We start from the raw sequence: 12421 nt of genomic DNA on the forward strand, positions 1-12421 counted from the left end.
TCAATTTTTTCCCCAAAACGGAGATAAAACCTCGACTGCTGTCGTTTTATCTCCGGCTTTGCTTAATACAATTTATATTTTATGAAAATATTCAATCAAACAGTGCTGTTTGGCTGTGCTGCTGTTTCAAGTTTTTACTGTTATGCCGATGATGCGGAAGTAAAACAAATAGAAGCAAGCGGAAACTTGAGTGTGGTCTCCAAATACGTCTCCCGCGGTTTGACCAATGCACCTGAAAATGATGACGTTGCTGTACAGGCTGCATTGAATCTGGCTTATGGCAATTTTTATGTCGGATATTGGGGATCTACGCTTGGATACTCTTATGCAGAAGTGCAGGGGCGTCAGGGACATCGTTCAGATAAATTCGAGCATGATTTTCTGGTGGGTTATACCTATAGCAGCGAAAATTATGATTGGGATTTATGGAATGCGACCTATTATTATCCGGGCGGTGAGAACACCACTGGAAATGAGCTAGGTTTAAATGTAAGCCGTGCATTGAATGATCAGACCAGTATCGGCGCCAGCGTATCGACTTATCTGTATGATGTGGCTTATGCCAATCAGGGCGATACTTTTTACACGCTTAACCTGAGCCACCAGTTAAATGATCGCCTCAATGCCAGCGTTACGGCAGCGGGGAGCTATTTTAACGATGAAGGCAAATACGAAGGCGGTGAACTGGGCGATACTGAAAAGCAGTTTGCCTTTCGTTATGCTTCTGCCGGACTCAGTTATGCGCTTTTACCGCAGTTGAGTGTGTCAGGTGAATATATCTTTGGCGGTTATGACCGCTATGATGACAAGCAGCGTAATCTTGCAGTATTTGCACTGAGTTATGATTTCTAAAGTTATCTCAGACTAGGCAGGTGAAAATCTGCCTTATCTGCAACTTTGATTAATAGTATAAGCCATGACTTGAAGTTGATTCATGCTCCGGCAGCTCAGGAAAGACTGAGGATCTGGTTTAATCTGCCAGAATTTCAGACAAATATTATCAATTTCATAAAATAATTCTATAATAGCGCCCATTCTCGGCAGCGTTATCCAGACACTTCGTCAAATGGTATAACCTGACCATTTTCTATTTTTCATTCAAGTTCTCCTCCGTGAACCGGCTTGTATATTCAGATTCAGCATCTTATCTGTCCGTGACGGCACATAAGAATATTTAGGTACCCACATGGAAATTAAGGTCAATTATCTCGATAATCTTCGCCAGGAAGCCAAGTTCGATGACTTCACGGTGATTGCCGATCAGCCGATCCGCTATAAAGGCGATGGTTCGGCACCCGGCCCATTCGATTATTTTCTGGCGTCATCAGCACTTTGTGCGGCTTATTTTGTCAAAGTCTATTGCGCAGCACGTGACATTCCGACTGATAATATCCGCCTTTCGCAAAACAATATTGTTGATCCTGAAAACCGCTATAAACAGATTTTTAAAATTCAGGTGGAACTGCCGGCTGATATTTCTGAAAAAGACCGCCAAGGGATTTTACGTTCGATTGATCGTTGTACTGTCAAGAAAGTAATTCAAACCGGTCCTGAATTTGTCATTGAAGAAGTGGAAAGCATTGATGCGGATGCTCAAGCTTTATTGATGCCAAGTCTGGCTTCTGATCATACGACTTTCATTCCAGGTAAAGACCTGCCGCTGGAAGAAACCATTGCCAATATGTCTGCCATTCTGGCAGGCCTCGGCATGAAGATTGAAATTGCGTCTTGGCGTAATATCGTGCCGAATGTCTGGTCATTGCATATTCGTGATGCGCAGTCGCCAATGTGCTTTACCAACGGTAAAGGTTCGACCAAAGAAAGTGCGCTGGCATCTGCCTTGGGCGAATTTATTGAGCGTCTGAACTGTAACTTCTTCTATAACGACCAGTTCTGGGGTGAGGATATTGCCAATGCCGAATTTGTGCATTATCCAGATGAAAAATGGTTCCAGCCAGGTCCAAATGGCGAACTACCTGCAGAAGTTTTAGATGAACATACCCGTGAAATTTATGATCCTGAAGATGAATTATTGGGTATCCATCTTTACGACACCAACTCTGGTAATAAAGCACGTGGCATCTGTTCATTGCCATTTGTACGTCAGTCTGATGGTGAAACCGTTTATTTCCCGTCGAATCTGATCGAAAACCTTTACTTAAGTAACGGGATGAGTGCCGGCAATACCTTGGCTGAAGCGCAAGTACAATGTCTGTCTGAAATTTTCGAGCGTGCTGTTAAACGCGAAATTCTGGAAGGTGAACTGGCACTACCGGATGTGCCTGAACATGTTCTGGCAAAATATCCAAAAATTGTTGAAGGCATTAAAGGCCTAGAAGAACAGGGCTTCCCGGTTCTGGTCAAAGATGCATCTTTAGGCGGTCAGTTCCCGGTCATGTGTGTCACCCTGATGAACCCGCGTACTGGCGGTGTATTTGCCTCATTCGGTGCCCATCCTAACTTTGAAGTGGCATTAGAACGCAGTCTGACTGAGTTATTGCAAGGCCGTAGTTTTGAAGGTCTGAATGATCTGCCAAAACCAACCTTTAGCAGTAATGCCGTGACTGAACCAAATAACTTCGTCGAGCATTTCATCGACTCGAGCGGTGTAGTGTCTTGGCGTTTCTTCAGCGCGAAATCAGATTATGATTTTGTCGAGTGGGATTTCACTAATAACGGTCAAAATTCGAATGCGGACGAAGCTCAGGAATTATTCACGATTCTGGAAGACATGGGCCATGAAGTTTATATGGCGGTGTATCAGCATCTAGGTGCAACAGCTTGCCGTATTCTGGTACCGGGCTATTCGGAAATTTATCTGGTAGAAGATCTGGTTTGGGACAATACCAACAAGGCTTTGTTATATCGTGAAGATATCCTGAATCTGCACCGTCTGGATGATGAACAATTGGAAGCATTGGTTGAGCGTCTGGAAGAAGCAGATGAGGATGACTATACCGAAATCAAAACCTTGATCGGTATCGAGTTCGATGAAAATACTGAATGGGGCCAACTCACTATTCTTGAACTGAAACTACTGATTTATGTGGCTTTGCAGCAATTTGAAGAAGCCAAAGATCTGGTTGAGCAGTTCCTGCAGTTCAATACCAATACCGTTGAACGTGGCCTGTTCTACCAGTGCATGAATGTCGTTCTGGAAGTCATTCTGGATGATGAAATGGAACTGGAAGATTATGAACACAACTTCCGTCGTATGTTTGGTGATGCCCGTATGGATGCCGTTTTAGGTTCAATTGAAGGAACAGTCCGTTTCTATGGTTTGACCGAAACCAACATGCAGCTAGAAGGGCTGGATCGTCATTTGCGCCTGATTGACAGTTACAAGAAACTGCATGCGGCGCGTGCAAAGTTTGTGGCTCAGCAATAATCCATAGATGAATGACTAAAAGTTTTCGTCATTTGTTTTAAATATTAAAGATGGCTTACTCGGTTTCGAGTAGGCCATTTTTATCTCTGACCCTATATGCAATCTTTTCTATTTTTCTATTTGAAAATTTATTAATCCCAGCTCCCTCGGGAACTGGGATTACCTAAAAAATTAAAGTGAAGTGTTAATATTAACTGCTTCAAGATTGGGTATGTGAATGTGAGAAATAGATGTATTTTTCTCATTCACAGGAATTACCTTACATATTCGGGTAATTCGGACCACCACCACCTTCCGGTGTTACCCAGGTGATGTTCTGGGACGGTTCCTTGATGTCACAGGTCTTGCAGTGCACACAGTTGGCTGCATTGATCTGGAAACGTTTCGAACCGTCATTATTTTCCATGATTTCATAGACACCCGCCGGGCAGTAACGCTGCGCAGGTTCATCCCATGTCGGCAGGTTGACTTCCACCGGAATCGAAGCATCGGTCAGTTTCAAGTGCGCTGGCTGGTTCTCTTCATGGACCGTATTCGAGACAAACACTGAAGACAGACGGTCAAAGGTCAGCTTGCCATCCGGTTTTGGATAGGTCGGCTTGAAGCTTTCAGCTGCCTGGGTTTTTAGCGCAGCATGGTCCTGAACCAGATCATGTAAAGTGAATGGAACTTTAAACACGTTCTGGTCGATAAAGTTAAAGGCACCACCGATCCATTGACCGAACTTGTGCATCGCAGGACCGAAGTTACGCGAGTTATAGAGCTCTTCTTTCAGCCAGCTGTTGTTAAACTTATCGGTATACGCGGTGAGTTCTTTGACAAAGAAATCTTCACCCTCTACAACACGTGCAATCGCCAGATCACCGCCTTGTTGTACACCGGCCGCAATTGCTTCAAACACCGCTTCACCGCAGAGCATGCCGGACTTCATTGCAGTATGTGAGCCTTTGATCTTGGCAAAGTTCAGGAAGCCGGCATCATCACCAATCAATGAGCCGCCCGGGAAGGTGAATTTTGGTAGCGAGTTAAAACCACCTTTGGTCACGGCACGGGCACCATAGGAAATACGCTTGCCACCTTCGAGATATTGCTTAATTAATGGATGGGTTTTCCAGCGCTGCATTTCCATGAACGGATACATGTGGGGGTTGGTATAGGACAGATCCACGATCATGCCCAGGGTCACCTGGTTGTTTTCCGCGTGGTAGAGCCACCAGCCGCCTGAAGAACCGGTTTCAGAAAGTGGCCAACCGGCACCATGCATCACCAGACCCGGTTTGTGCTTGGCAGGATCGATTTCCCACAACTCTTTAATGCCGATACCGTAGTGTTGCGGATCAGCATCCTTGTCCAGGTTGAACTTCTGGATTAAACGCTTACCTAAGTGACCGCGGCAACCTTCAGCAAATAACGTGTATTTGGCATGCAGTTCATAACCCGGGGTAAAGTTATGCGTCGGTTCGCCATCTTTACCAATGCCCATGTCACCGGTTTGGATGCCTTTGACTGTGCCATCGGCATGATACAGAATTTCTGATGCCGCAAAGCCCGGGAAGATCGATACTTCGAGTTCTTCGGCTTTCTGGCCTAACCAGCGCACCACGTTGCCGAGCGAGATGACATAGTTGCCATCGTTATGCATGGTTTTAGGCACCATCCAGTGCGGTGCTTCCTGTGATTTTTCATCTGACAGCAGGAAGAAGGTTTTATCTTCAGTCACCGGGACATTCAGCGGGGCACTTTGTTCTTTCCAGTCCGGGAACAACTCGTTCATGGCACGCGGTTCAAGTACCGCACCAGACAGAATATGTGCACCGACTTCGGAGCCTTTTTCTACGACACAAACGGACAAATCGTTTAAGTTGTTTTCAATTGCAAGCTGACGGATTTTGATCGCAGCAGAAAGACCCGCAGGGCCTGCGCCTACGATGACGACGTCAAACTCCATCGATTCTCTTGTTATATCTTCCATAATATAAAATCCAATTTCGCTATACGATATTTATAGCATTATCTAAATCGGTTATGAAGCTTATTTTTGATCTTTTTATTTGAAATAGGACTTTATCTATTTTTTAAATCTTATCTATTTCACCGTATTAAAAAGGTTTGCTGTAAATTATAGATAAAGGAAGAAGATGTGTAGATTGGGTATTCAATAAGAAGAGCGACTGAATGTCGCTCTGATGATTAATTTTTTTATATATTATTGAGATTCATAGCAATATTGTTCACCATGTGAATCAGACGCGGCCCAATTTCATTTTCCAGTTTTTCCTGATTTAACAGATAACTTGGAGCACCACAGTTAAACGTTAATATCCCGTGTTTAGGGTGAACCAATGGAACTGCCACGGAATTCACATCCTTAGCCCAGTCACCTAGAGACAGACAATAGCCATAATCCTGATAATCACGGATTGCACGTTCCAGATTACGCTTGATGGTTGGCCACTGATCTTCGTTTCTTTTCTTGATCGCGTCAAATAAATATTCGCGTTCTTTTACATCCATTGCTGCCAGACAGGCACGTCCCATGGCACTGCTATGAATCGGTAAAGTCGAACCGACAGGGCGGCGCATGGTCAGCGTCGATTCTGTATGTACCACTTCCAGATAAATCATGCTCAAACGGTCACGGGTAGCCATTGCCACAGGGGCTTGGGAATAGCGTGACATTTCTTCCATAAACGGATAAGCCTGAGTACGTGCAGAAATATTACTCAAAGCTGCATAGCCCAAAGCCAATACGCCAACATCCAACAGATATTTCGTGGTATTCGGTAGTTGTTTTAAATAACCTAAAGAAACCAGGGTGCTGGTAATACGGGCCACAGTTGGCTTGGGTAAGTTGGTTAATTGTGCAATTTCCTGATTGCCAAGCAATTGATTGGTCGCTGAAAAGCAACGCAAGATTTCCAATCCACGCGCAATAGACGCAATAAATTGAGGATTATTTTCTCTATGAATATGTGAAATCGGATCTAAACGGATTTCATCAAAGTTGGGAATTTCACCAGTTTTATTTTTTGTCATGGTCAGGGCAATTAAAGTTAAATTAATGAATATGATAGCAACATAATTTCACGATACAAAATAAAACACTTCTATAAAAGATAAAATATAAGAAAAAGTGCCGAAGTTATTTGTGGCCGGAAAGAATTTTGTTACTCAAGTTTAAAGACGATATAAAATCATCTAGTTTTTTAGGTTTAATACGTAGCCAAAACATTTAAAAAGTTTCGATTTCTCCGAAAGAGTCAGTGATCGACAAGTATTACAGCAAGAAAAAAGGTTTAATTATCTATTCAAAAAACTGATAAATAAAACAATCATTCATCAAAATATTTCGTATCGTGAAATTAAATCTTAAACATAAATTAACTGGAATGCCAGAAAAATTTCATTTTTTGTTTAAAAAATAAAATTTTTAATAATTTCACTTGCTCAAAATGATTTTATATGATTATTTATTTCGTAATACGAAACAAAAATAAGGGTAAAGGAATTTACCTAAATCATATCCATGGAGATTCATATGATTCGTGATCCGGAAATGCTAGACCAACTTCTGTCAACGATTCGCGATTTTGTAAAAAATGAACTGGTGCCTCTTGAGCATGAAGTAGAAGAGAACAATGCCATTCCTGAACATATTGTGGAACAGATGAAAGAGCTGGGCTTGTTTGGCCTGACGATTCCAGAAGAATATGGTGGTTTAGGCATTACCATGGAAGAAGAAATTCTGGTCGCGATGGAGTTAGGTCATACATCAGCTGCATTCCGCTCTTTAATTGGTACTAACAACGGCATTGGCTCAAGTGGCATCATTATCGACGGTACAGAAGAACAAAAACAGAAATATTTACCGCGTTATGCAACGGGCGAAATTATTGGTTCATTCTGTTTGACCGAACCGGATTCCGGCTCAGACGCTGCTGCTTTAAAAACCAGTGCAGTCAAAGACGGCGATTATTATATTTTAAACGGAACTAAACGCTTTATCACCAATGCACCACGTGCCACGACATTTACCGTGATGGCACGTACCAATCAAGAGATTAAAGGTGCGAGCGGTATTTCAGCATTTCTAGTCGAAGCAGGCACACTTGGTTTAAGCCTAGGTAAAATTGACAAGAAAATGGGCCAACATGGTTCCTATACCTGTGATGTAATTTTTGATAACTGTAAAGTGCATAAAGATCAGCTGATTGGCGGTGTAGAAGGGATTGGCTTCAAAACAGCAATGCGCGTTCTAGATAAGGGCCGTCTGCACATTGCCGGTTATAGCGTCGGCATGGCAGAGCGTATGCTGGAAGATGCACTTAACTATGCAGTGGAACGCAAACAGTTTGGCCAGCCCATTGCGAATTTCCAGCTAATCCAAGGTATGTTGGCAGACTCCAAAGCCGAGATTTATGCAGCCAAATGTATGGTGCTGGATGCTGCGCGTCTACGTGATGCTGGCCAAAATGTTACGACTGAAGCCTCTTGTGCCAAAATGTTTGCAACTGAAATGTGTGGTCGAGTTGCTGATCGCTGTTTGCAGATTCATGGTGGAGCGGGTTATATCAGTGAATATTCAATTGAACGTTTCTACCGTGATGTGCGTCTGTTCCGTTTATATGAAGGAACCACACAAATCCAGCAAATTATTATTGCGCGTGAAATGATTAAACAAGCAACCGCCTAATCTCATAATTTTAAAATAAGGAAATATTAAAATGACGACAAAAATTAGATTTGATTGGCAAGACCCGTTTTTAATAGAACAGCAACTGACATCAGAAGAGCGCATGATTCGCGATGCAGCGGCAGCGTACTGTCAAGACAAACTGATGCCGCGTGTACTGGAACAGTTCCGTCATGAAAAAACCGATCCGGCTATTTTCCGTGAAATGGGAGAACTGGGTTTACTCGGTCCAACCATTCCGGAACAGTACGGCGGTGCAGGTTTAAATTATGTCAGTTATGGTCTGATTGCTCGTGAAGTTGAACGTGTCGATTCAGGTTACCGTTCAATGGCCAGCGTACAAAGCTCTCTGGTGATGGTACCCATTAATGAATTTGGTTCTGAAGAGCAAAAGCAGAAGTATTTACCAAAATTAGCAACCGGTGAATATATTGGTTGCTTCGGCTTGACCGAGCCGGATCATGGTTCGGATCCGGGCAGCATGATTAGCCGTGCTAAAAAAGTCGAGGGTGGTTACCGTTTAACTGGCGCAAAAATGTGGATTACCAATAGTCCGATTGCCGATGTATTTGTAGTTTGGGCCAAAGAAGTTTCTGCCGAAGGTAATATCGGTGACATTCGTGGCTTTATTTTAGAAAAAGGCTGGGAAGGGCTTTCTGCTCCAACGATTCACGGCAAGGTGGGTCTACGTGCCTCAATCACCGGTGAAATTGTAATGGATAACGTCTTTGTTCCAGAAGAAAATGCATTTCCGGAAGTTCGCGGTTTAAAAGGGCCTTTTACCTGCTTGAATAGTGCACGTTACGGGATTGCCTGGGGTGCCATGGGAGCTGCAGAGTTCTGCTGGCATACCGCACATCAATACACCATGGACCGTAAACAGTTTGGTCGACCACTCGCTGCGAATCAGCTGATCCAGAAGAAACTGGCAGATATGCAAACTGAAATTGCACTCGGTTTGCAGGTGGCTTTACGTTTTGGCCGCATGAAGGATGAAGGCATTGCTTCAGTTGAAGGTACATCACTGATCAAGCGCAACAACTGCGGCAAGGCACTGGATATTGCCCGTTTGGCCCGTGACATGATGGGTGGAAATGGCATTAGCGATGAATTCGGTGTAGCCCGTCATCTGGTTAATCTGGAAGTGGTAAATACCTATGAAGGTACCCATGATGTACATGCCCTGATTTTAGGTCGTGCACAAACCGGAATTGCAGCCTTTTGCAACTAAACCTGACATCAACTTCTAGCCAGCATTGCTGGCTAGATTGTTTTACGGGTTTAAGAATTGTGCTTAATCACATCATTCAATGTATTGCTACGTGATTTCTGCAGAGAAAATTTATCAAGAACTTTGAAAATCATTTTATACCACCTTGCTAAAGCGTGGTAATGATCAGCGAATATTCTATATTTCACCTAAATAATTAAGTGAAATATGCGTTTTAAAAAGGCACAGGAGTGCCGAAAAGTAGAAAGAGCATTATGGATACGATCAGTTCACAACAACACCCAGTGGAAGGTGGAAACGAACCCAAGCAAAGAGTCTGGATTCTGGCCTTTATTTTCTCATTTTTAGCATTATTGGTTGATGGTGCTGATATTGCGTTATTAGCCTACAGTCTGACCAGTCTGAAACAAGAGTTTTCATTAAGTAATATGCAGGCCGGTGCCTTAGGGAGCTGGACGCTTGCAGGCATGGCTATCGGCGGTTTTTTTGGTGGCTGGGCTTGTGACCGTTTTGGCCGGGTTCGTGTGATCGTCATTGCCATTGCATTATTTTCTTCATTAACCTTCTGGTTAGGATTCGTAGAAAGTTATGATCAGTTCAAATGGCTGCGCTTTACGTCTGCGATTGGACTAGGTGCTCTATATATTGCCTGTAACACACTCATGGCAGAGTATGTACCCACCAAATATCGCTCTACAGTATTGGCAACGCTTATGACTGGCTGGACTTTAGGCTCGGTGGTCGCAACTGTTCTGGCTGGATGGCTATTGCCTGAATTTGGCTGGCGATACCTCTATTATATTGCCATTATTCCAATTGTACTGGCCTTCGCGATGTACTTCTTGGTGCCTGAGCCGAAAGCCTGGTTAGATGCGCGTAAAGCACGCCTGGATGCAAAAGCCAGTGGTATTCTGCAGGAAAAACCAAAAAATACTTTTAAAATGATTTTTGAAGATGCACTTAGCCGTCGCATGTTTATCCTCTGGTCCTTCAGTACCGCATTTTTACAGTTTGGCTATTATGGAGTCAGCAACTGGCTACCGGCGTATTTAGAGACTGATCTGGGAATCAAGTTTAAAGAAATGACCATGTATATGATCGGGACTTTCCTGATCATGATGTGTACCAAAGTTATTGCTGGTTTTATCGCTGACCGGATTGGCCGTCGTGCGGTATTTGCTTTCGGCACTATGGGTACTGCAATTTTTATCCCTGTGATTGTCTTTGGTAATACGCCGGATAATATCCTCTGGCTGATGTTATTTTTCGGTTTTCTCTATGGTATTCCATACGGTATTAATGCGACTTACATGACAGAAAGCTTCTCCACCAAAGTGCGTGGAACAGCAGTGGGTGGGGCATATAACGTAGGCCGACTGGGTGCGGTGTTTGCACCTCTTACCATTGGCTATTTTGCTCAAGGAGGCTCAATTGGTACCGGCTTACTGATTATGGGCATTGCCTATTTTCTTTGCGGCCTGATACCCGCTTTCTTTATTAAAGACCGCTTATTTGATCCACAAAAGGCAGATTAATCTGCACTCGTAATATAGATAGAACATGCTAGGAAGCAATATGATGAATAAAATCACGCAGGATATCGAGACGGTACTTAAGCAAATTCCTGATGGTGCACACATTATGACCAGTGGTTTTGGCCTGGCAGGTCAGCCGGTAGAATTAATCGAAGCATTAATTGACTTTGGTCCTAGAGACTTAACCATTATTAACAACAATGCAGCTTCTGGAGATCGTGGTCTAACCAATCTGCTGTTGTCTGGACTGGTTAAAAAAATGATCTGTTCATTTCCACGGGCCAATAACTCAACCGTCTTTGAAGATCTGTATAAAGCCGGAAAAGTTGAGCTGGAACTGGTGCCACAAGGCAATCTGGCCTGCCGTATTCAGGCAGCCGGTGCAGGCTTAGGAGCTGTTTTTACTCCAACCGGTTTTGGTACCAAAATAGCTGAGGGTAAAGAAACCCGTAATATCAATGGAAAAGATTATGTGCTGGAATATCCGATACATGCTGATTATGCCTTGGTTTATGCCAATCAGGCAGATCAGTGGGGCAACTTGACCTACCGTAAGGCAGCACGGAATTTTGGTCCGATCATGGCCAAAGCAGCAAAAACCACCATTGCACAAGTCCATCAAGTTGTGGAACTGGGGGAGCTTGATCCAGAGATCATCGTAACGCCAGGGATTTTTGTACAGCATGTGGTCAAGGTTGGAGATATTAAATAATGAATATTCAAAAACGTAGTCGTGAACAGATTGTAGCTAAAGTTGCACAAGACATTCCAACCGGCTCTTTTGTAAATTTGGGTATTGGTTTACCGACACGCGTAGCAGGTTATTTAAAACCTGAACAAGGAGTAATTCTACACTCGGAAAATGGCGTTTTAGGTTTTGCTGCATTGAGTGATCCTGAACAGGCAGATGATGATCTGATTAACGCCGGCAAAGAACTCGTAAGCATGTTGCAAGGTGGCAGTTTTATGAATTCTGCCGACTCTTTCGATATCATGCGAGGCGGGCATCTGGATATCTGTATCATGGGGGCTTTTCAGGTCGCTATTAATGGTGATCTGGCGAACTGGCATACCGGTAATGCTGATGCTGTACCTGCTGTAGGCGGTGCGATGGATCTGGCAGTGGGTGCTCGCTGTGTCTATGTTTGCATGGAACATGTGACCAAAAACGGTGAGGCAAAAATTGTTGAAGAACTGACTTATCCTCTAACAGGTAAACATTGTGTCAACCGTATTTATACTGATTTGTGTGTGATTGAATTAAAAGACCGACAAGCTCAGGTTATTGAAATAGTGGATGGCTTAAGTTTTGAAGAATTGCAACGGCAGACTGGCTGTAAATTAGTGGACAGTCGTCAACAAGCAGCCTAAAAATAAGTCCGCAATATTCTGATTGAGTAAAAGTATAGTTTTAGATCACAGCTTCGGCTGTGATTTTTAAATTTTAGAATTATTATCAAATACACGTAATATTGACCATATTTCCGCATTTTAAAGATATAAATACAAACTTTTGCTAATGATTATTTTAATAATAAGTCTAAAATGTTAACAAGCTAAGGAAGGTGATAGTC

9 protein-coding genes are annotated in these 12421 nt (G+C 43.2%); 7 read left to right on the forward strand and 2 right to left on the reverse strand.

Going from position 1 to position 12421, the window contains the following annotated elements; all coding sequences use genetic code 11:
* The first annotated feature begins 81 nt into the window (after window positions 1-81).
* Window positions 82-852, forward strand: coding sequence for a TorF family putative porin (locus ACO1B7_RS14540; RefSeq protein WP_004646976.1), 771 nt, complete (start codon window positions 82-84; stop codon window positions 850-852).
* 334 nt (window positions 853-1186) lie between these two features.
* Window positions 1187-3388 carry an OsmC domain/YcaO domain-containing protein gene (locus ACO1B7_RS14545; RefSeq protein ID WP_216986033.1) on the forward strand — a complete coding sequence of 734 codons (2202 nt, stop codon included), beginning with the start codon at window positions 1187-1189 and terminating at the stop codon, window positions 3386-3388.
* A gap of 259 nt (window positions 3389-3647) precedes the next feature.
* Here ACO1B7_RS14545 and ACO1B7_RS14550 read toward each other — a convergent pair whose 3' ends face one another.
* Both ACO1B7_RS14550 and ACO1B7_RS14555 read right to left on the reverse strand, forming a co-directional pair.
* Window positions 3648-5360, reverse strand: a complete 1713-nt coding sequence (locus ACO1B7_RS14550) for an electron transfer flavoprotein-ubiquinone oxidoreductase (RefSeq protein WP_216986032.1) — start codon at window positions 5358-5360, stop codon at window positions 3648-3650.
* Between the two features lie 227 nt (window positions 5361-5587).
* Window positions 5588-6424, reverse strand: coding sequence for an IclR family transcriptional regulator (locus ACO1B7_RS14555; protein ID WP_004280319.1), 837 nt, complete (start codon window positions 6422-6424; stop codon window positions 5588-5590).
* Window positions 6425-6926: 502 nt separating this feature from the next.
* On the opposite strand from ACO1B7_RS14555, the gene ACO1B7_RS14560 reads away from it, so the two are divergent.
* From ACO1B7_RS14560 to ACO1B7_RS14580, 5 genes are all read left to right on the forward strand, one after another.
* On the forward strand, window positions 6927-8081 hold the full coding sequence (locus tag ACO1B7_RS14560; RefSeq protein ID WP_004730987.1) for an acyl-CoA dehydrogenase family protein: 1155 nt from the start codon (window positions 6927-6929) through the stop codon (window positions 8079-8081).
* 31 nt (window positions 8082-8112) lie between these two features.
* Window positions 8113-9312 carry an acyl-CoA dehydrogenase gene (locus ACO1B7_RS14565; RefSeq protein ID WP_004646973.1) on the forward strand — a complete coding sequence of 400 codons (1200 nt, stop codon included), beginning with the start codon at window positions 8113-8115 and terminating at the stop codon, window positions 9310-9312.
* A gap of 254 nt (window positions 9313-9566) precedes the next feature.
* The gene (locus tag ACO1B7_RS14570) at window positions 9567-10847 is read left to right on the forward strand and encodes an MFS transporter (RefSeq protein ID WP_004646972.1); all 1281 of its coding nucleotides are present in this window, start codon (window positions 9567-9569) and stop codon (window positions 10845-10847) included.
* Between the two features lie 40 nt (window positions 10848-10887).
* Window positions 10888-11559, forward strand: a complete 672-nt coding sequence (locus tag ACO1B7_RS14575) for a 3-oxoacid CoA-transferase subunit A (protein WP_004730985.1) — start codon at window positions 10888-10890, stop codon at window positions 11557-11559.
* Window positions 11559-12218, forward strand: coding sequence for a 3-oxoacid CoA-transferase subunit B (locus tag ACO1B7_RS14580; RefSeq protein WP_004730982.1), 660 nt, complete (start codon window positions 11559-11561; stop codon window positions 12216-12218). The genes ACO1B7_RS14575 and ACO1B7_RS14580 overlap by 1 nt, the downstream gene beginning before the upstream one ends.
* Window positions 12219-12421 lie beyond the last annotated feature (203 nt).

This window comes from Acinetobacter lwoffii (assembly GCF_049367455.1).
Classification (GTDB): domain Bacteria; phylum Pseudomonadota; class Gammaproteobacteria; order Pseudomonadales; family Moraxellaceae; genus Acinetobacter; species Acinetobacter lwoffii_W.

Excerpts from the sequence above, each read along its gene's own strand:
- ACO1B7_RS14545 (WP_216986033.1), top strand. The coding sequence starts at position 1,187 with ATGGAAATTAAGGTCAATTATCTCGATAATCTTCGCCAGGAAGCCAAG.
- ACO1B7_RS14575 (WP_004730985.1), top strand. The coding sequence starts at position 10,888 with ATGATGAATAAAATCACGCAGGATATCGAGACGGTACTTAAGCAAATT.
- ACO1B7_RS14570 (WP_004646972.1), top strand. The coding sequence starts at position 9,567 with ATGGATACGATCAGTTCACAACAACACCCAGTGGAAGGTGGAAACGAA.
- ACO1B7_RS14565 (WP_004646973.1), top strand. The coding sequence starts at position 8,113 with ATGACGACAAAAATTAGATTTGATTGGCAAGACCCGTTTTTAATAGAA.
- ACO1B7_RS14550 (WP_216986032.1), bottom strand. The coding sequence starts at position 5,360 with ATGGAAGATATAACAAGAGAATCGATGGAGTTTGACGTCGTCATCGTA.
- ACO1B7_RS14555 (WP_004280319.1), bottom strand. The coding sequence starts at position 6,424 with ATGACAAAAAATAAAACTGGTGAAATTCCCAACTTTGATGAAATCCGT.
- ACO1B7_RS14580 (WP_004730982.1), top strand. The coding sequence starts at position 11,559 with ATGAATATTCAAAAACGTAGTCGTGAACAGATTGTAGCTAAAGTTGCA.
- ACO1B7_RS14540 (WP_004646976.1), top strand. The coding sequence starts at position 82 with ATGAAAATATTCAATCAAACAGTGCTGTTTGGCTGTGCTGCTGTTTCA.
- ACO1B7_RS14560 (WP_004730987.1), top strand. The coding sequence starts at position 6,927 with ATGATTCGTGATCCGGAAATGCTAGACCAACTTCTGTCAACGATTCGC.